Genomic DNA, 19,890 nt, shown 5'->3' on the forward strand with positions numbered 1-19,890 from the left:
GAGCTTCTTCAGCAACGCGCCAGGGCCGACCCCCGAGCGCTGCAGGATTTGCGGCGAGGCGATGGCGCCGCCGCACAGCAGCACTTCACGGCGCGCACGCGCCACCTGTGGCTGCTCGCGGCCGCGCAGGTAACGAACGCCGACGGCACGCTTGCCCTCGAACAGCACACGGTCGGTGACGGCATGGGTGTGGATGGTCAGGTTCGGCCGCTCCTTGGCCTGATCCAGATAACCGCGCGCCGTGCTGGCGCGCCGGCCCTGGGGCGTCACGGTGCGATCCATCGGGCCGAAGCCTTCCTGCTGGTAGCCGTTGAGGTCATCGGTACGCGGGAAGCCCGCCTGCACGCCCGCTTCCACCATGGCGTGGAACAGCTCGTTGTTGTCGGCCTTGGGTGTGGTCACGCTGACCGGGCCGTCGCCGCCGTGGTAGTCGTTGGGGCCGATGTCACGCGACTCGGCCTTGCGGAAGTACGGCAGGCAGTCGAGGTAGGTCCAGTCCTCCAGCCCCGGAGTCTTGGCCCAGTTGTCGTAGTCCAGGGCATTGCCGCGGATGTAGCACATGCCGTTGATCAGCGAAGAACCACCCAGGCCCTTGCCGCGACCGCAGTCCATGCGGCGATTGTTCATGTGCGGCTCGGGGTCGGTCTTGTAGGCCCAGTTGTAGCGCGTGCCCTGCAGCGGATACGCCAGCGCCGCAGGCATCTGGGTGCGGAAGTCCAGCCGATAGTCCGGCCCGCCGGCTTCCAGCAGCAGCACGCTGACGTCGGCGTCCTCGGTCAGCCGCGCGGCCAGCACGTTACCCGCCGAGCCGGCGCCGATGATGATGTAGTCGTATTCCATGGTTCTACGTCCCTCAGAACACCGAGGCGAACTCGCCCAGCTCTACCTGTACCGATTTGACCCGGGTGTAGTGCGCCAGCGAGGCGATGCCGTTCTCGCGGCCGATGCCGGACTGCTTGTAGCCACCGACTGGCATCTGCGCCGGCGATTCACCCCAGGTATTGATCCAGCAGATGCCAGCCTCAAGGCGATGGATGATGCGGTGCGCCCGCGCCAGGTCGGTAGTGACGACGCCGGCGGCAAGGCCGTACTCGGTGTCGTTGGCGCGGCGGATGACTTCGTCCTCGTCCTGGTATTCGAGCAGGCTCAGCACAGGGCCGAAGATCTCTTCGCGCACGATGGTCATGTCGTCGCTGCAGTCGGTGAAGATGGTCGGTGCGACAAAGGCGCCCTTGGCGTATTCGCCGTCGGTCACCCGCTCGCCGCCACAGAGCACCCGCGCGCCGGCGGTCTTGCCCTGGGCGATGTAGTCGAGCACGTTGTTCATGTGCGCGAAGCTGACCAGCGGACCGAAGTTGGTTTCCTCCTGCTGCGGATCGCCGAGACGAATGCGCTGCACGCGCTCCAGCAGCTTGGCCTCGAACGCAGGTTTCAGACCGGACGGGACGAACACCCGCGTGCCGTTGGTGCACACCTGGCCGGAGCTGAAGAAATTGGCCATGACCGCGATGTCGGCCGCGCGGTCCAGATCGGCATCTTCGCAAATGATCAGTGGCGACTTGCCACCCAGCTCCATGGTCACGTCCTTCAGCGACGACGCCGCCGCGCTGGCCATGACCTTCTTGCCGGTGGCCACGCCGCCGGTGAAGGACACCTTGGCGATGCGTGGGTGCTCGGTGATCAGCGCCCCGACGCCGGCGCCACTGCCGGTCAGTACGTTGAACACGCCATCGGGCAGCCCGGCCTCGCTGAAGATCTCCGCCAGTTTCAGCGCGCTCAGCGAGGTGACTTCGCTGGGTTTGAAGATCATCGCGTTGCCGGCGGCCAGCGCCGGGGCCGCCTTCCACAAAGCGATCTGGATCGGGTAGTTCCAGGCACCGATGCCGGCCACCACGCCCAGCGGTTCGCGCCGGGTATAGACGAAGCTGCTGTCACGCAGCGGAATCTGCTCGCCCTCGATGGCCGGAGCCAGGCCGGCGTAGTACTCCAGCACGTCGGCGCCGGTGACGATGTCAACGCTGCGGGTTTCGCTCAGCGGCTTGCCGGTGTCCAGGGTTTCCAGCAGCGCCAGCTCGTCGTTGCGCTCGCGCAGCAGATCGACCGCGCGACGCATGATTCGCGCCCGCTCGATGCCGGTCAGCGCCGCCCAGATGCGCTGGCCCTGCTCGGCGCTTTCAACCGCGCGCTCCAGATCGGCCGCACCGGCCTCCGCCACTTCGGCCAGGACTTCGCCGTTGGCCGGGTTGATGCTCTCGAAGGTCTGGTTGCTGCTGGCGTCGACGTAGGCGCCATGGATATAGAGTTGCTGCCGTGGGAAACGGGCCATGTTCTACCTCGTTCGTACTGTTCGTGGCGGCAGCGGATCGACGCTGCCGCGACATGAATGGAACGCCTCGGGGATCGCCCGAGGCGTACAGGGTCAGGGTGTCGGCGCCGCGCCCGGATTGGGCATGCCGTTTTCACCACCGCCGTTCTCGCGCTGCAGATGCAGGAAATGCATGTGGTGCTCGTAGTGGTCGAGGATGTCCTCGATCAGCTGGCGCCGCGAGTAGCCCATCAGGTCGTAGCCCAGGCTGCCCTGGCGCAGATGCACCTCGAGCCGGTAGTAGTCGGCGTTGCTGCTCTGCGTGCGCAGGGCGAAGGAGGGCATGGTGCCGCGCACCGGCCAGATCTGGTAGGTGAAGTCCTGCTCGCTGCCCAGATTGACGTGCAGCGCCAGGTGCTCGTTGCCCGGTTCGCCTTCGACGATCTCCACGGGCACGCCCTTCTCGCCCAGCGCCTTCTGAATCTCCTCCATCGCCGGCTTGCACACGTCCTTCAGGTAGCGACGGATCTGCGAACGGCTGGGAAAGCTCATCGCCCGCGACAGCCGCTGACTCCAGTTCATCTGCGTGTGTTCCAGCGTGGCGCGCCCGGACAAGTAGCCGGACAGGCTCTTCTGGTAGCTGTCGGCCATGACGCCCTCGACGTGCAATGCCTTGAACAGCCCGTACATCATGAACAGCAGGACGATGGAGAACGGCAGCCCCATGATCACCACGGTGCCCTGCAGCGCGGTCAGGCCGCCGGCAATCAGCAGCGCCAGGGTGAGAATGCCGATGATCGCCGCCCAGAGAATGCGCATCCACACCGGCGCGTCGCTGTTCACATCCTTGAGGATGGAGGTGAAGTTCGACAGCACCAGCGAGCCGGAGTCGCCTGAGGTAACGAAGAATACAATGGCGAGGATGGTCACCACGATGGTAGTGAGACCGGCCCAGGGCAGGCTCTGCAGGAACAGATAGATCGACGAGCCAGGGTTGCTCACCGCCTGCTGACCGAATTCGAGGGCACCACCCATGACCATCTCGATGGCGCTGTTACCCATGATCGACATCCAGGCCATCATGAAGGCCAGCGGAAGCAGCAACGTGCCGATGACGAACTCGCGGATGGTGCGACCGCGGGAAATGCGCGCCAGAAACAGGCCCACGAACGGCCCCCAGGCGATCCACCAGGCCCAGAAGAACACTGTCCAGGCGTTCAGCCAGTCGGTCGGTCGGCGGTAGGCGTAGGTGTCCAGCGACAGGCTTATGAAGTTGGAGAAGTAGTCACCGACATTCATCACCAACGCGTTGAGCAGGAACACCGTGTCACCAACCACCAGCACGAACAGCAGCAGCAGAACCGCCAGTAGCATGTTGAATTCGGAAAGCCGGCGAATCCCCCGCTCGACCCCGGTGGCCGCCGAGATCGCCGAGAACACCACGATCAGCACCACCAGCACCGCCTGGGTGAGCGTGCCTTCCGGTATGCCGAAGATGTAGTTGAGGCCGAAGTTGAGCTGGATGATGCCGATGCCGAGGCTGGTAGCGATGCCAAACACCGTGCCCAGCACCGCGGCGGTATCGACGGTATGCCCGATGGGGCCGTAGATGCGCTTGCCGAAGATCGGATACAGCGATGAGCGGATCGACAGCGGCAAGCCCTGGCGAAAGCTGAAATACGCCAGCGACATGCCGACCAGGGTATAGACACCCCAACCGGAAAGGCCCCAGTGCAGGAAGGTCAGCTCCATGGCGTGGCGCGCGGCCTGAGTGGTTCCGCCCTCGCCTACCGGCGGTTCGAGGAACTGGGTGATGGGTTCGGCGATGCAGAAGAACAGCAGGTCGATGCCGATCCCGGCGGAAAACAGCATCGCCGCCCAGGTGACCACGTTGAATTCGGGTTTGGAATGATCCGGCCCGAGGCGGATCTTGCCGTAGCGGCTGGTAGCCACGATCACCACGAAGAGCAGGTACACCAGCACGGCGAGAAAGTAGAACCAGCCGAAGGTGTCGGATATCCAGCCAAGTACCGTGTTGATGACCGCCTGGGAGCGATCAGTGAAGAACATCGTCCATATGGCAAACGCCACGATGGCGATTGCGGAACCGTAGAAAACTACGGGATTGATCCGGTCAGCCGGCGCTTCGGAATCATTGGGCGAGAGCTCAGCCTCGTTCATCAGTTCTATCTCCTGAACTTGTTCTGGCTTTTACGACATCGCGGTGCGACGTATTGCGGCAGGTGGCGGGCAAATCTCTTGAAATTGCTGCGCACCAAGGGCGGGATGGGCATGCATAGCGGCCGTACTGATGACAGCCATGCCCGTCGGCAAGCTGCTGCCGACAAAAAATCAAGTTGAATCATGCTCCCATAATGGCGAAATCGGCGTGCATCCTACACGATAAGTGTCAATTTCGCGAATCACGCGAAATCAGCACCACCCCAAGCGTCTTGATCCGACCCTTCGTTCATGCGAATCGCCTCGCCACGAGCGGCCCAGCGCTCCGCCCCAGCTCGGCGTTTTCAGCGATTGTGCGCTGACTTATGATCGGCCCCGCGCAGCAGCATCCTTCTTCCCATTCCACCTGCAGAGATGTGTTCATGTCGTCCGATCCTCGCTTCACCGCCATGCCCGACGCCAACGGATATTTCGGCCCCTATGGCGGCCAGCTGGTCCCACCGCACCTCAAGCAAGCGATGGACGACATCAATCTCGCCTACGAGGAAATTCGCCAGCGTGATGACTTCCAGCAGGAACTGGCCGCACTGTTCGCCGACTACGTGGGTCGGCCAAGCCCGATCTTCCATGCGCGGCGGCTGTCCGAGCAGCTTGGTGGCGCGCAGATCTATCTGAAGCGCGAAGACCTGAACCACACCGGCGCGCACAAGATCAATCACTGCCTGGGCGAGGCGCTGCTGGCCAAATTCATGGGCAAGAAGAAGGTGATCGCGGAGACTGGCGCCGGCCAGCACGGGGTTGCCCTGGCTACTGCCTGCGCGCTGGTCGGCATTCCCTGCGAGATCCACATGGGACAGGTGGACATCGAGAAGGAACACCCGAACGTCACCAAGATGAAGATCCTCGGCTGCAAGCTGGTAGCGGTCACCCGCGGCGCCGCGACGCTCAAGGAAGCGGTGGATAGCGCCTTCGAGGAATACCTGAAGGACCCGCACAACTACATCTACGCCATCGGCTCGGTGGTCGGTCCGCATCCGTTCCCGAAGATGGTTCGCGACTTCCAGTCGATCATCGGCACCGAGGCCCGTGAGCAGTTCCTCGCCAAACATGGCCGCCTGCCCGACCACGTGGTTGCCTGCGTCGGTGGCGGCTCCAATGCCATGGGCATGTTCACCGCCTTTCTCGAAGATGCCGCGGTCGAGCTGGTCGGTATCGAGCCAGCGGGTGAAAGCCTGGACAAGCCAGGCCGCCACTCGGCCACACTGTCCAAAGGCAAGCCAGGCGAACTGCATGGCATGGCCTGCTATGTGCTGGAGGATGCCGATGGCAACCCGTCTGCGGTGCACTCGATTGCGTCCGGCCTGGACTACCCGGGCGTCGGCCCGCAGCACAGCTACCTGAAGGATCTAGGTCGGGTGAACTACCAGACCGCGACCGACCAGGAATGCCTCGACGCCTTTATGACCCTTTCCCGCGTCGAAGGCATCATCCCGGCCCTGGAAAGCGCCCACGCAGTGGCCTGGGCCATCCGCAGCGCACCGACGCTGAGCAAGGAAAGCCATATACTCGTCAACCTCTCCGGCCGCGGCGACAAGGATGCTGATTACGTCGCCAATCTGCTCGGCCTGTAACACGTCAACGGCGGGCCGGCGATGCATGTGCGTGTCGGCCTGCTGGAAGCGCAACGGGCGGCCATAGCGGGTAAGATGCGCAGCCGCCCGACTGCTTCCCAGGCCAGCCTTCATGGATCACAGCGTCTCGCCGATCGGCTACGTCCGCTCCTGCTTCAAGGAGAAGTTCGCCATCCCACGCCAACCGAGCTTGGCGCCAGCCGCACGTGGTGTGCTGGAGTTGCTGCCGCCGTTCGACAGCGGTGATGCAGTAGCCGGGCTCGAACAGGTCAGCCATGTGTGGCTGCTGTTTCTCTTCCATCAGGCGCTGGAAAGCAAACCCCGCCTCAAGGTTCGCCCGCCACGTCTGGGCGGCAATCGCATGGTCGGCGTGTTCGCCACCCGTGCCACGCACCGCCCCAACGGTATCGGTCAATCGGTGGTCAGATTGGATCGCGTCGAAGCGGATCGGCTTTTCATCTCCGGCATCGATCTGCTGGACGGCACGCCGGTGCTGGACATCAAACCCTACGTGCCCTACGCCGATGCGCTGCCTGACGCACGCAACGACATGGCCGCCGACGCGCCAGAGTTGATCGAGGTGCAATGGTCGGAATCGGGGTTGCTGCAAGCCCGCCGCGAAGCACTGCGCCTGGGCGAGCCCTTGGTCGAACTCATCGAACAGTGCCTGGCGCAGGACCCGCGCCCGGCCTATCAGAAGCCCGAACCGGAGCGGCGTTACGGCGCGCAGTTTTGGGATGTGGACGTGCGCTGGCACTACCCGACTCCGGACATGATCCGCGTTCTCGAAGTAGCGCCAGCAGCGCCGCAACCGGCCTAGTGCCGGCGCGGCGCCCCTCCTCACTTGCCGGCGGGCGTCAGCAGCAGGCGCTGCGTGCCGTAGACCTTGTCGAGATTCTCCGTCTTGAACGGGAAACTCATGTAATTCGCCTTCATCCACGTGTCGATGCCATCGGCGTAGTGCGCGCTGGCCGGATTGCCCGACTGGCCTGAACTGTTGAGGCCTATCATCGGCTCGTCGCGGCCAAAGTCGACGATGATGCGCATCGCCGGGATCAGCCAGGTATCGAAGTCCGTTCCCAGGTGATAGGCCGAGGCATTCAGCGTGCTGTGGTCGCCGCCCATGGCAAAGGGGCCGCGATCCAGGTAGCTGCCGATGGCGTTGCTCTTGCTCCGCTGGCTGGCAGGCATATGCTGCGCCAACTGCGTTGCGCCAGAGGTCCAGCTGGCGGTGTGCAGCTTGCCCCACTGCCACGCACAGCGATCGTTGCCTAGGCGGCCTTCCAGCAGACTCACCGCACCAGCAAGACTGCGTGCCAGAATCGCCGGCTTGTCTTCGGTTTGCGCAGTCCGCTGGTCGTTCCAGAACGGGCTGTCTTCACGTCCGAGCAAATGGTCCGCCTGCGCCGAGTAGGACGTGTTAGCCGTCTGCACCAGCGCTCGCCACGCCTGCGTATCTTCCGGCCCAAGCTCGTCGAGGAACGTCTGCCGCGCGCTTTCGTGCAGGAAAGCGCCATACAGCGCAGCATCGGCCGAATCCGCAGCGAGCTTGCCGTCGAACGCCATCAGTCGATCCAGCGCTTCTCGCGCCTTACTGCGTTCGGCGGCCGGCAGTGCATCGATCGCCTTGTGCAATGGCTCGGCCATGCCCGGCGCCTCGAACATTGCCCTGAGCTTGGCGGCGAACGGCGTGACCTGATCGTACTGCATCGCGATGGTACTGCGGGTGTCATGCTTGCCCCGCCCCGCCAGTTCTGCCAGGCGCTCATAGCGCTCGGGGCCATACCAGGAGCTGGAAAGCTGCATCCCGTAACCGCGCGGTACACTGCGATGGTTGGCGGTGCCGAGCCAGCCCTGGATAGGATCCTGGTCGTAGGGATGCAGCATCGGATCAGCGAAGCCGTCCCATTCATAACGATTGTCCCAACCCGGCGACGGCACCAGCCCCAATCCCTCGCGACGATTTGGGAAGCGTCCGGTGACCTGCCAGCCGATTCCCTGCTGGTCAGCAAACACCAGATTCAGCGCCGTCGCACGAATTTCGCGGGTCGCCTCGAAGGCCTGATCCACCGATTGCGCGCGGGACAGATCGAAGAAGGCATCCAGGGTGCGATCGGCCTCCAGCTGCGTGGTTTTCAGCGCAAGGCCGTAACCACTGCGGAGCTGTAGCGGTTGCAAGGGGTGCTTGCGCTCGCCGAGCGCCGTGTTCAGCAGAGGCCCATTACGGGTTTCGTAGATGGTCTCGCGAATTGGCCGCTCGCCTTTGACGAAGTAGGTTTCGTGCCGCTCGCGGGCCTGCAGCCACTTGCCATCGGCCAGGTACATCAGCCGCGAGCCTTCGCGGCGCACCTGCTCGAGATAGAGGTCCTGATTGTCGCCCATCACCATGGTCATGCCCCAGCCGAGCTTGCCGTTGAAACCGGCGACCACTGCGGGCACCCCGGCGATGGTGACACCCGCGGCCTGGAACTTCGGTGCGCGGACCTGCATGAAATTCCAGTACGAAGGCATCGACAGCGGCAGGTGCGTGTCGTTGGCCAGAATCGGTTTGCCGCTACGGGTGTTGCTGCCGGCAATGGCCCAGTTGTTCGACGCAGCCATCCCAGTCGGGGTCAACGATGCCAAGTTTTGCGCCGCTTGCTCGATCGCCGCCAGCCCTGGTACCGATCCACCCAGCGCGAGTCCGTTGAGCTTGTCGGCTTCAGCGAACGGCAATGCTTCGTCCGGATAGATGGGCAGCAACCAGGCGAGCTTGTCGCTACCCACCTTCTGCGCCAGCAGCAGCGCCGCCACTTCTTCCTGCAGATTCTGCGAAAGCCCGAAGTTGAGCAAACAGAACACCAGCACCGAGTCCTCGGGCTTCCAGTACTCAGGCTTGTAGCCGGACTCGGCAAGGTCCATCGGCAGCTTGTCCTGATGGCGATACAGGTAGGCGTTCACGCCGCGGGCGTAGACCTCGAAGAACTTCTTCATCCGCGGCGAGGACTCGCGATAGAGCAGCTCGGCGCTCTGGCGCAGATTCACCGCGCGCATGAAGCGGTCGGTCTCCAACACGCCGGGGCCGACCATCTCCGCCAATCTCCCTTGAGCCATCAGCCGTAGGCTGACCATCTGGCTCAGACGATCGGTGGCGTGGACGTAACCCATGGCGAACAGCGCATCGTGGAACGACGAGGTTTCGATCAGCGGCATGCCCAGCGAATTGCGCCGGATGCTCGCGCTGCCTGCCAGGCCGGTCAGCGGCTGAATGCCCTGCGGCGGCGGCAGGCTGGCGCTGTAGCGATTATCGAGATAGGCCTGACAACCGCCAAGGCCGGCCAGGCCGAGCGCGGCCCCCAGCGTCAGGCGAACCAGGGCGAACGGCAGACGCAGAGACATCAAAGACTCCTGAGCGAGCTTGGCAAGGGATGGTACTGACAGATTAGAGGGCGCGCGGCGAAGAAGATCGGTCGATCAGGCCGCGTCGCGGGATTTTGGCAGAGCTTCGTCGAGCAGCCAACGGGCCGAACGCCGAGCCTCGGCCTTGTGCTGCAGCTCGAGGGCACTGAACTGCGCTTCATGTCGGCGCCGCTCCTGCTTGTCCAGCGCCTTCCAGGCCGCATGGGTCGGCACTTGCTCGGTGGCCTCGAACAGCTGCTGGAAGACCTGACAACGAGGATGCTGCCCCAGCGCCACATCATAGTTGTCGAGCAGCACCTTGATGCGGATTGCCCCTTCGATGAGCGGGACTTGCTCCTCCAGCAGGCAGCTGGCGAGGATTCGCAGATCCTCCGCCAGCGCGGTCTGCTGCTGCGTCCGCGCCTCTGCCTGCAACCGCTCGTTGCGCCAGACACGCCGCCAGAGATACAGCGCATAGCCGCCCAGCGCAGCAATCAGCAGCGTGGCGATGACGAACAGACCGATGGCCAGGGTCATGACAGGCTCAGGCGCCGTGGCATTTCTTGTACTTCTGCTGGCTGCCACAAGGGCACGGGTCATTGCGACCGACGTCCTTCAGCGGATTACGCACAGGTTCGTGGCTGTGATTGCAATGCGGGCCATGAACGTGGTGATGGTCATGGTCGTGATCGTGGTTGCAGTCGGGACCATGTACGTGGGGCTCTTGACTCATCTGGGTACTACTCCGGAATAAAGTTGCCCGGGATTATCTCGCCATTGCTGGAAATGTGCACGCGCCGGCCCATCATCAGCCCGGTCTTGAGCTCACCGGCCAGGCGGTAGGCGATCGGACGATCGGGCTTCTCCAGCAGACGCACGATGTACTTCATATGGCGCCAGAGGTTGGTGTGAACCGGCACCTCGTAGTACTCGAAGCTGTTGGCAGGCACCGTCAGCCAGCCACTGGACTCGCCGCTGGCCAGTTCCACGTCGTTGAGATGGACTTTGTAGATCAGCCCGCGCACCGGCAGGCTGTGATCGTTGGGGTTGTCGATACGAAAACGCAGCATGAATTGCTGTTCCAGCAGCCGCGCCTTGATGATATCGACCTTGGTGAGCTCGACCGTAGGGTCCTTGAAATCGCCCGAAAACCAGGTCGAGCATCCGGCCATGCCGCCAAGCAGGCAGAGCAACACGACGGTTCTAAGAATTCTTATTGTGTGTGCCTGGCAAAACATTCCGGTACTCCAAAGGACGGCCAAGTGTAGCAAGCAGCATGCTTGCCGCAACGGGGGCCACCGCAAAAATACCAGTCTCAGGCCGCAATATGACAACGACGTTTCAGACAAAGCGCTTCCGCATTGCAGTGCGCCGCGGATCACTCACGTCGCCAGCACGCTTGCGAGGACCTGTCGCGCCTTGCCTATGCCGGCAGCCAGTGCCGCTTCGATCTCGGTCATGGTGATCACCCCGCTCGCCTTGCCGGCCGCCGGATTGACCACCAGCGCCAGGCAGGCATAAGGCAGGTTGAGTTCGCGCGCCAGCGCAGCCTCGGGCATTCCGGTCATACCGACGATGTCGCAGCCGTCGCGTTCCATACGGGTGATCTCCGCTACGGTTTCCAACCGCGGACCCTGCGTGCAGCCATACACACCGTGGCTGCTGAACGCATAGCCCTCGGCTCCGAGTGCGCCGATCAGGCGCTCGCGCAGCGCTTCGTCATAGGGATAGCTGAAATCGATGTGGGTCACGTGATCTATATCGCCTTCGAAGAAGGTGTGTTCGCGACCGTAGGTGTAATCGACAATCTGATGGGGTACGCAAAAATGTCCGGAGCCCATGGCCGAATGGATGCCACCGACCGCATTGATTGCAAGAATCGCCTCCGCCCCGGCCTGCCTCAGCGCCCATAAGTTGGCTCGGTAATTCACCTGATGTGGCGGAATGCGGTGCGGATGGCCATGCCGTGCAAGGAACAGCACCTCTCGGCCGCTGTATTCGCCACGCAGGATTTCACCGGACGGGCGCCCGTAAGGCGTATCGATGAGCTGCGCGCGCTGCATCTTGAAGCCGCTCAACTGAGTCAGGCCGGTGCCGCCGATGATGGCATGGACAGTCATGGGTATTCCTTGAAAGAAAAAGGGTCAGTCAATCAGGTCGGCGGCCTTTAGCGCGCCAATGGCGTCAAGCCAACGCGGATTCTGCTTGTACTCAGCAGCGCACTCCCGACGAGCGCGCATACGCGAAAGCGCAGGCGGCGCCGTGACGCTGAGGCGCTGCAGCGCAGCCAACGCGAGTTCAGCCGCCGCCCGATCATTGCACACCAGCCCCATGTCACAGCCGGCAACCAGCGCTGCCTGGATGCGATCGGCCGCATCGCCGGCAACGTGCGCGCCCGCCATCGACAGATCGTCACTGAAGATCACGCCCTTGAAGCCGAGCTCGTTACGCAGGATGTCCTGCAGCCAGCGCTGCGAAAAACCTGCGGGCTGGTCATCGACCTGAGGATAGATCACGTGCGCCGGCATGATCGCATCGAGCGTGCCGCTCAGCGCCTTGAAGGGAATCAGATCACAGCGGCGCAACTCCTCAAGACTTCGTTCGTCGACCGGGATCGCCACATGGGAGTCCGCCTCGGCCCAGCCATGACCGGGAAAGTGCTTGCCGGTTGCGGCCATACCCGCGGCGTGCATGCCACGGATGAACGCGTCGATCAGCACTACGGCGGCCTGCGGATCGCCTTCGAATGCACGCGTTCCCACCACGGCACTGCGCTGGTGGTCAAGATCGAGAACCGGTGCGAAGCTAAAATCCAGGCCCGCAGCGAGTACCTCGGTCGCCATCACCCAGCCGCAGGCTTCCGCCAGCCGCGGCGCGTCGGAGCAGCGCGCAAGTTCGCGCATCGGCGGAAGCCGTACGAAACCCTGGCGCAGACGCTGGACGCGGCCACCCTCCTGGTCCACCGCCAACAGCAGGTCTGGCCGCACGGCTCGAATCGATCGGCACAGCTCGTCGACCTGGCGCGAGTGCTCGATATTTCGGGCAAACAGAATGAGCCCGCCGACCTCGGGCTGGCGAAGCAGCTGGCGATCTTCGGCAGTCAACCAGGTACCAGCAATGTCCAGCATCAGTGAACCGTGCATATGCAGAAGGGATCCTTATTCGAGTTCAGCGGCAGCCCAATCGGGACAGGGCGCCTCGTCAATGCGCACCGCACAGTGAGGCGGCACCAATGGGAAGAGTTGCAGCAGGTCGGCATTGCGCATGCGAATGCAACCGTGGGAAAGAGGTACGCCCATCGGCTCACAATCGGGGGTGCCGTGAATGTAGATGTAACGGCGGAAGGTATCGACCTGCCCCTGGCGATTGACTCCAGGCTCGCACCCGCTGAGCCAGAGAATCCGGGTCAGGATCCAGTCACGACCGGGAGAAATTCCGTGAAGCTCAGGGGACCATACCTCCCCTGTCCAGCGCCGCCCACGCAACACCGCACCTTGAGGCAAACCGTCACCGAGGCGCGCACGCACCTGATGCAGACCGCGCGGCGTGCAACCGGAACCGTTCAGCTCGCCCGCACCATTGCGTGCCGTAGAGACAGAAAAGCGCATACGCAACTGGCCCTCAGCGAAGCCATAGAGCTGCTGATCGGCGATGGAAATATGCAGAAAATCGAGAAATGCCATGGGCGGCTAGCTTAGCCGATCACCCGGCAGGCTTGTAGCTCAAGCCTTCGCCGGAATGGCCACTGCGTTGCGCCGTGCGATCGGTTGCGCCGCCGCCAGCGTGTTGTCATCAATGCCACTGTCGGCGCGCATGCCGGCCGCGAGAAACGGCACCATCATACGCATGACCTGCTCGATCGAGGTTCTGACGCCAAAATCGTTCTCGGAAATAGCGCGCAGTGCTTTGATACCCGACATGCTGAATGCCGCCGCACCAAGCATGAAGTGCACACGCCAGAACAGTTCGATGGGCGGAATGGCCGGCGCCGCGTCATGCACCTTGAGCATGTAGCGACGGAACACCTTGCCGTACATGTCTTCCAGATAGCGGCGCAGGTGGCCCTGGCTCTGACTGAAAGACAAGCCCAGCAGGCGCATGAAGATGGACAGATCATCGCCGCTGCGCGGTTTGACCGCCAAGGCCTGCTCGACGAGGATTTCCAGCAGTTCCTCGAGCGTGTCCTTCTTGTCGGTCAATGCCTCGCGTCGATCCAGTTCACGCTCGAGACTGGCACAGAATGGCCCGAGAAAACGCGAGAACACCGCCTGGATCAGCGCCTTCTTCGAACCGAAATGATAGTTCACTGCCGCGAGGTTGACCCCAGCCTTGCTGGTGATCAGGCGAAGCGAGGTTTCGGCGAAGCCTTTTTCCGCGAACAGCTGTTCCGCTGCATCAAGAATGCGCTCAACTGTTTCCGACTGCGCCATGCCCCCTCCGAAAGACAAACAACTGTTTGAAACTTACGTTTCACCGACCGGCAAGTCAACCACGAAACGCCTTGTGGCACTAGCGTCATTGTCGCAGACAGACCACGGAGCACGCCGGATGTGCTTTCAAAACCATCATAATCATTCGTTGCCAAGGTCGGATCACTGTATATAATCCCAGTCACTGTATAAAAGAACAGAGACCGACATGATCAAGCTGACGCCTCGCCAGACGGAAATCCTCGCGTTCATCAAGCGCTGCCTGGAAGACAATGGGTATCCACCCACTCGCGCAGAGATCGCTCAGGAACTCGGCTTCAAGTCACCCAACGCTGCCGAAGAACATCTCAAGGCACTTGCCCGCAAGGGCGCTATCGAGATGACGCCCGGGGCGTCTCGCGGGATACGTATTCCGGACTTCGAACCCGCCGCATCCGAAAACGGCCTGCCGATCATCGGCCGCGTTGCTGCCGGCGCGCCGATTCTGGCGCAGCAACATGTCGAAGAATCCTGCCAGATCAGCCCCGCGTTTTTCCATCCGCGCGCCGATTATCTGCTGCGTGTCCACGGCATGAGCATGAAAGACGTCGGCATTTTTGATGGCGACCTGCTGGCCGTGCACACCACCCGCGAGGCCCGCAACGGCCAGATCGTGGTTGCTCGTGTCGGTGACGAAGTCACGGTGAAGCGTTTCAAGCGTGACGGCAAGAAGGTTTGGCTGTTGGCTGAAAACCCCGAGTTCGCGCCCATCGAGGTCGACCTCGAACAGCAGGAACTGGTGATAGAAGGCTTGAGTGTCGGCGTCATCCGCCGCTAAGGAGAAGGTTCATGCAGTACCAGACCAGCACTTCCCGGCCCCAACTTTCGTTGTTCGACGGCGTCATTGCGCAAAGCCTGGCACCGTTTGGCAACCTGAAACCACGCAACAAACCCGAGCAGGACAAGGAATATCTGAGCGAGTTGAGCCTGAGTGGCAGCAGCGAGCACTGCCACCTGCTGCTTGCCCCGATCCTGCGTGAACTCGGCGATGCAGCGGACAGCCGCTGGCTGACGCTGATTGCCCCGCCTGCTTTCCTCTCGCAGAACTGGCTGCGCAAGTGCGGTCTGAATCGCGAACGCATCATCCTGCTGCAGCCACGCGACGCCGAGGGCGCGATGGAACTCGCCTGCAAAGCCCTGGCCTCGGGGTGCAGCCATACCGTGGTCAGCTGGTTTGATCAGCTCGATGGGGCAACACGTAGCAAACTATGCGCAGCCGCCAGCCTGGGCGCAGCTCAGAGTCTGAATATTCGTCTCGGATGTTGAACCGCACGGCACAGGGACGTGCTGAAAATCGCGGATGGAATCCTGAAGCTATAACGCTCGAGCACTAGCTCACTCAGTGCAGAACACGCGGCTCTTCATCGTCACGCTCGAAATCCCCTTCCGACATGCGACCGGCCATCTGAACGCCGACATTGAACATCGCCTTGGCAATCTCGACGTGCTGCCCCTGTAGAAATAGCTTGGCGTCTTCCGAAAAATTCAGCGTGACCAACACCTCTTCGTCCTCGGCACGACGAAGCACGATGCGCCCGTCAGGTAGCTCGACGATTTCCAGAAAAGATGTAGGCATGGATCAGCTCCGCGTGAAAGGCGGCCATTGTAGCAGCCGACCAGCCTCAGGACAGCCTTTGCAGGCCTCAAGCTCCTTTCGCTAGCAACACCCCGATAGGTAGCAGCATCATGCAGCCGTGCGTTGCCCGACCAACAAAACGATGCGGCTATGGATACCGACACGTAGCATGCACAAAAAAAGCGCGCGCCGGCGCTCGATAAGGATTGTGTATGACAACCCGCACCTTGCTGCTTACCGCCTTGGCCATGCTTGCATTTGCCGGCAACTCGATCCTATGCCGTATCGCCTTGCGGGACACCGCTATTGACCCGGCCAGCTTCACCGGCCTCCGTATACTGGCCGGAGCGCTCACGCTCTGGCTAATGTTGCGAATCGGCACGCCGAGACAGTCGCAGGGCGGAGATTTGTTCAGCGCCTTGGCGCTGTTCGTCTACGCCGCTAGTTTTTCCTACGCCTATATCAACCTGGATGCCGGAGCCGGCGCCCTGCTGCTGTTCGGCGCGGTGCAGTTGAGCATGCTTGCTTGGGGATTGCTGCGGGGCGAGCGCTTTAGCGCTTGGCAGATTGCCGGCTTGCTGTTGGCATTGAGCGGATTGCTGATTCTGCTGCTGCCGGGAAGCAGCGCGCCGGCATTGGACGGCGCACTGCTCATGCTGCTGTCCGGTGTCGCCTGGGGCATCTATTCGCTGCGTGGACGGGGCGCGAGCACCCCCCTTGCAGCAACTGCGGGCAATTTCATCAAGGCCGTGCCGCTGGCCGCAATACTTTGTCTGGTGACGCTTGGCCAGCAGCAATGGAATGCGCCAGGAATCGTGTACGCCCTGCTCTCCGGGGCGCTGACCTCTGGCGTCGGCTACGCCATCTGGTACGCGGCGCTGCCCGGTCTTGCGGCAATACAGGCGGCGAGCGTCCAGCTCAGCGTTCCGCTACTCACAGCCATCGCCGGGGCTGTGCTGCTGGGTGAAGCGTTGACAGCAACGCTGATCATCTCAGGTGCGGCGATTCTCGGCGGCATCGCCATGGTCCTGAGCATCAGGCACCGCGGCTGACGCCACGGTCCCGAGTGTCACCATTCGGTCAGCGACTCACGAAAACGTAATGCCAGACCCTTGAGGTTCTGTCGCCAGGCTTCCAGCTCGACGCGCGACAGCGGTGGCACATCGTCCTCGACACTGACTGCCTCGATCAACGGCTGGCGCGGATCAGTCTTGGCTTTGGCAGGAGCGCGTGGCGGCTGGAGCAGCTGCTTGTAGGCGGTAAGCAACTGCCCGAGCCAGGTGCTTGGCTGCTCCGACAATTCCAGCAATTCGGCGAGTTCCGGGCTCGGCGCAGCCTCGAGCACGCTGCGGGTCAGAAATGCCTCGACGACAGGCGCATCCGCACCGGGCGATCGGTAGTAACCGGCGATCTCATGGCACAGTCCAAGCAAGGCACCGTAAAGGTGGAACAGGCAAGCCTCACGTTCGGCCTGAATCAAACCTTGAGAATTCATCGAGGCAGATTCTTCGGCCTTGCGCCAGCTTTCCAGTGACAAACCGGCGAAGAATATCTTCTGGTTGGTACGTGTGTAGAGCTCGTGAGCCATGGCGTGCTCTCCGAAAGAAGATGGACAGAGAATGGACCTTCACAGGTTGCCGCACCAGATCGGCTGACGAAGTGTCAGCCGATCTGAAGAACGCGCTCGGTGCGGCCGACCTGCTGAGCGGTCGACCGCAAAGAAATCAGCGTTTGTCTTCGACCTTCCACTTGCCGCCGTCGTAGAACGCTTTCCAGCCGGTCGGCTTACCGTCCACTTCGGTCTGCACGTACTGCTCCTTGGTCTTGCGGCTGAAGCGGATTACCGCGAAGCGGCCTTCCGGATCCTTCTGCGGCGCATCGAGCAGAAAGTGGTACTTGGGATCGATCTCGTCCTTGTGCGGAATCAGCTCACGCACCAGCGGCGCGCGGGTTTCGCGATTCTTCGGGAACTGACTGGCAGCCAGGAACAGGCCGGAAGCGCCATCGCGCAGTACGTAGGTGTCGTCGACCTTGTCGCACTTGAGCTCGGGCATCTTCACCGCATCCATCTTCGGTGGCGCGGCTTCGCCATTTTTCAGCAGCTTGCGGGTGTTCTTGCATTCGGCGTTGGTACAACCGAAGAACTTGCCGAAGCGACCGGTCTTGAGCTGCATTTCGCTGCCGCACTTGTCGCATTCCAGGCTCGGGCCTTCATAGCCCTTGATGCGGTATTGGCCTTTCTCGATCTCATAACCCGAGCAATCCGGGTTGTTGCCGCAGATATGCAGCTTCTGCGTCTCGTCGAGCAGATAGGCATCCATCGCGGTACTGCAGATCGGGCAGCGGTGCTTGCCAAGCAGCACGCGAGACTCGGACTCGCCCTCGTCATCGGCAGCGATCTCGTCGCCCGGAACCAGGTTGACGGTGGACTTGCAGCGTTCCTTCGGCGGCAGGCTGTAGCCGGAGCAGCCGAGGAACACGCCGGTGGAAGCGGTACGGATCATCATCGGCCGACCGCAGACCTTGCACGGGATATCGGTCACGGTCGGCTGATTGGCACGCATGCCGTTCTCGCTGGCCTCGGCAACCTCGAGCTTCTTGCGGAAGTCACCGTAGAATTCGTCCAGTACGTGCTTCCAGTCGCGCTCACCCTGGGCGACGTCGTCCAGATGCTCTTCCATGCCGGCGGTGAAACCGTAGTCCATCAGATTGTTGAAGCTCTCGGACAGGCGCTCGGTGACGATGTCGCCCATCTTCTCCGAATAGAAACGGCGGTTGTGCAGCGAGACGTAGCCGCGGTCCTGGATGGTCGAGATAATCGCGGCGTAGGTGGACGGCCGGCCGATACCGCGCTTCTCCATCTCCTTGACCAGGCTGGCTTCGGAGTAGCGCGCTGGCGGCTTGGTGAAGTGCTGGCTCGGGTCGAGCTTGAGCAGCTTCATGTCGTCGCCCTTGTTCATCTCCGGCAACACGTCATCCTCACCGGCCTTGCTCTGCTGCGGCATGACCTTGGTGTAACCGTCGAACTTCAGGATGCGGCCCTTGGCGCGCAGTTCGAAATTGCCGGCAGCGACGGTCACGCTGGTGGACAGGTACTGTGCCGGCGGCATCTGGCAGGCTACGAACTGGCGCCAGATCAGCTCGTACAGACGCTCGGCATCGCGTTCCATGCCCGAAAGCTGGGTCGGGCGCAGGTTGACGTCGGACGGGCGAATCGCCTCGTGCGCTTCCTGCGCGCCTTCTTTGCTCGAATAGACATTCGGTTTTTCCGGCAGGTACTTGTCGCCGAACTCACTCTCGATGAAACCGCGCACCATACCGATCGCGTCAGCGGAAAGGTTGGTCGAGTCGGTACGCATGTAGGTGATGTAACCGGCTTCGTACAAGCGCTGAGCCATCATCATGGTCTTCTTCACACCGAAGCCGAGGCGATTGCTCGCCGCCTGCTGCAGGGTCGAAGTGATGAAGGGGGCCGAGGGCTTGCTGCTCGTCGGCTTGTCTTCGCGCTTGCTGACGCTGTACTGCGCGCCCTTGAGCTTCTCCAGTGCAGCGGTGGCTTGGGCTTCGTTCAGCGGCTTGAAGGCTTCGCCGTTCTCACGCGCGACCTCGAAACGCACCTTGGCCTGCTGCGCATTCGCCAGGTCCGCGTGAACTTCCCAGTATTCTTCCGGAACGAAGGCGCGAATCTCACGCTCGCGCTCGACCACCAGCTTCACCGCTACCGATTGCACTCGGCCGGCGGAAAGCCCGCGGGCGATCTTCGCCCAGAGCAGCGGCGACACCATGTAGCCAACCACCCGATCAAGGAAACGACGCGCCTGCTGTGCGTTGACCCGGTTCAGATCGAGTTCGCCAGGCTTGGAGAAAGCCTCCTGAATCGCCTTCTTGGTGATCTCGTTGAACACCACGCGCTTGTAACGGCTGTCGTCGCCGCCAATCGACTCGCGCAGGTGCCAGGCGATGGCCTCCCCCTCTCTATCCAAGTCGGTCGCGAGATAGATGGTGTCGGCTTCCTTGGCCAGACGGCGCAGTTCCTCGATGACCTTTTCCTTGCCGGGCAGGATCTCGTACTTGGCCTTCCAGCCGTGCTCCGGGTCGACCCCCATGCGGGTGATGAGTTGACGCTTGGCCTTCTCCTTCGGCGACAGCGCAGGCGCTTCGGCGGCCGCAGCCTTGCCGCGCTTGACCGGCTCCTTGTTGGCAGAGCCGCTGGTAGGAAGGTCGCGGATATGGCCGATACTCGACTTCACCACGTACTGGTTGCCCAAATACTTGTTGATTGTCTTGGCCTTGGCCGGTGATTCCACGATGACCAGCGATTTACCCATGGAGAGGAGAGTTCCTGAATCT

The 19,890-nt window shown here is 62.3% G+C and carries 18 protein-coding genes and 1 pseudogene; 5 read left to right on the forward strand and 14 right to left on the reverse strand.

The genetic code is table 11. The features are described 5' to 3' along the window. From RT582_RS16070 to RT582_RS16080, 3 genes and pseudogenes are all read right to left on the reverse strand, one after another. Positions 1-840, reverse strand: a pseudogene (locus tag RT582_RS16070) (GMC family oxidoreductase N-terminal domain-containing protein); the annotation flags it as partial. A 13-nt stretch (positions 841-853) separates the two neighbouring features. Further along, positions 854-2,326 (reverse strand): betaine-aldehyde dehydrogenase, encoded by a 1,473-nt coding sequence (gene betB, locus RT582_RS16075; RefSeq protein WP_125861778.1) that lies wholly within the window; start codon positions 2,324-2,326, stop codon positions 854-856. 93 nt (positions 2,327-2,419) lie between these two features. Beyond that, positions 2,420-4,486 carry a choline transporter gene (locus RT582_RS16080; RefSeq protein WP_313478478.1) on the reverse strand — a complete coding sequence of 689 codons (2,067 nt, stop codon included), beginning with the start codon at positions 4,484-4,486 and terminating at the stop codon, positions 2,420-2,422. Positions 4,487-4,908: 422 nt separating this feature from the next. Between RT582_RS16080 and trpB the strand changes: the two genes are divergently transcribed. Then, positions 4,909-6,117, forward strand: a complete 1,209-nt coding sequence (gene trpB / locus RT582_RS16085) for a tryptophan synthase subunit beta (protein ID WP_042922094.1) — start codon at positions 4,909-4,911, stop codon at positions 6,115-6,117. Positions 6,118-6,229: 112 nt separating this feature from the next. Continuing rightward, positions 6,230-6,937, forward strand: a complete 708-nt coding sequence (tsaA, locus tag RT582_RS16090) for a tRNA (N6-threonylcarbamoyladenosine(37)-N6)-methyltransferase TrmO (RefSeq protein ID WP_125861775.1) — start codon at positions 6,230-6,232, stop codon at positions 6,935-6,937. A 20-nt stretch (positions 6,938-6,957) separates the two neighbouring features. On the opposite strand, the gene RT582_RS16095 is transcribed toward tsaA, so the two are convergent. The 8 genes from RT582_RS16095 to RT582_RS16130 form a co-directional block, all read right to left on the reverse strand. Then, positions 6,958-9,495 (reverse strand): penicillin acylase family protein, encoded by a 2,538-nt coding sequence (locus RT582_RS16095; RefSeq protein WP_313478483.1) that lies wholly within the window; start codon positions 9,493-9,495, stop codon positions 6,958-6,960. A gap of 75 nt (positions 9,496-9,570) precedes the next feature. Beyond that, the gene (locus RT582_RS16100) at positions 9,571-10,032 is read right to left on the reverse strand and encodes a DUF2489 domain-containing protein (RefSeq protein WP_014820587.1); all 462 of its coding nucleotides are present in this window, start codon (positions 10,030-10,032) and stop codon (positions 9,571-9,573) included. A gap of 7 nt (positions 10,033-10,039) precedes the next feature. Further along, positions 10,040-10,228, reverse strand: a complete 189-nt coding sequence (locus RT582_RS16105) for an SEC-C metal-binding domain-containing protein (RefSeq protein ID WP_003302497.1) — start codon at positions 10,226-10,228, stop codon at positions 10,040-10,042. A 7-nt stretch (positions 10,229-10,235) separates the two neighbouring features. After that, positions 10,236-10,733: an LEA type 2 family protein gene (locus RT582_RS16110; protein WP_041754418.1), complete on the reverse strand. Its 498-nt coding sequence runs from the start codon at positions 10,731-10,733 to the stop codon at positions 10,236-10,238. Positions 10,734-10,877: 144 nt separating this feature from the next. Continuing rightward, positions 10,878-11,615, reverse strand: coding sequence for an S-methyl-5'-thioinosine phosphorylase (locus RT582_RS16115; RefSeq protein WP_313478486.1), 738 nt, complete (start codon positions 11,613-11,615; stop codon positions 10,878-10,880). Positions 11,616-11,639: 24 nt separating this feature from the next. Continuing rightward, a complete protein-coding gene (nagZ, locus tag RT582_RS16120; protein ID WP_045667031.1) occupies positions 11,640-12,638 on the reverse strand; it encodes a beta-N-acetylhexosaminidase in 999 nt (332 codons plus the stop codon). Positions 12,639-12,653: 15 nt separating this feature from the next. Beyond that, on the reverse strand, positions 12,654-13,178 hold the full coding sequence (locus tag RT582_RS16125; protein ID WP_313478492.1) for a L,D-transpeptidase: 525 nt from the start codon (positions 13,176-13,178) through the stop codon (positions 12,654-12,656). A gap of 39 nt (positions 13,179-13,217) precedes the next feature. Further along, entirely contained in the window at positions 13,218-13,925 is a 708-nt protein-coding gene (locus RT582_RS16130) for a TetR/AcrR family transcriptional regulator (RefSeq protein WP_011912890.1), read from the reverse strand. Positions 13,926-14,133: 208 nt separating this feature from the next. Here RT582_RS16130 and lexA point away from each other — a divergent pair, with 208 nt between their 5' ends. Together lexA and sulA are read left to right on the forward strand one after the other, a co-directional pair. Next, positions 14,134-14,742, forward strand: a complete 609-nt coding sequence (lexA, locus tag RT582_RS16135; protein WP_014820593.1) for a transcriptional repressor LexA — start codon at positions 14,134-14,136, stop codon at positions 14,740-14,742. 11 nt (positions 14,743-14,753) lie between these two features. Next, positions 14,754-15,230, forward strand: a complete 477-nt coding sequence (gene sulA, locus RT582_RS16140; protein ID WP_014820594.1) for an SOS-induced cell division inhibitor SulA — start codon at positions 14,754-14,756, stop codon at positions 15,228-15,230. Positions 15,231-15,303: 73 nt separating this feature from the next. Here sulA and RT582_RS16145 read toward each other — a convergent pair whose 3' ends face one another. Next, positions 15,304-15,540 (reverse strand): hypothetical protein, encoded by a 237-nt coding sequence (locus RT582_RS16145; protein WP_014820595.1) that lies wholly within the window; start codon positions 15,538-15,540, stop codon positions 15,304-15,306. 212 nt (positions 15,541-15,752) lie between these two features. Here RT582_RS16145 and RT582_RS16150 point away from each other — a divergent pair, with 212 nt between their 5' ends. Further along, complete coding sequence (locus tag RT582_RS16150) at positions 15,753-16,592, forward strand: DMT family transporter (protein WP_313478495.1); 840 nt, start codon at positions 15,753-15,755, stop codon at positions 16,590-16,592. A 17-nt stretch (positions 16,593-16,609) separates the two neighbouring features. Here the strand turns inward: RT582_RS16150 and RT582_RS16155 are convergent, their stop codons facing one another. Together RT582_RS16155 and topA are read right to left on the reverse strand one after the other, a co-directional pair. Next, complete coding sequence (locus RT582_RS16155; RefSeq protein WP_023445656.1) at positions 16,610-17,128, reverse strand: DUF6586 family protein; 519 nt, start codon at positions 17,126-17,128, stop codon at positions 16,610-16,612. 136 nt (positions 17,129-17,264) lie between these two features. Beyond that, positions 17,265-19,868, reverse strand: a complete 2,604-nt coding sequence (topA, locus tag RT582_RS16160; RefSeq protein ID WP_041014252.1) for a type I DNA topoisomerase — start codon at positions 19,866-19,868, stop codon at positions 17,265-17,267. Positions 19,869-19,890 lie beyond the last annotated feature (22 nt).

Source organism: Stutzerimonas kunmingensis (assembly GCF_032106285.1).
GTDB lineage: Bacteria > Pseudomonadota > Gammaproteobacteria > Pseudomonadales > Pseudomonadaceae > Stutzerimonas > Stutzerimonas kunmingensis_B.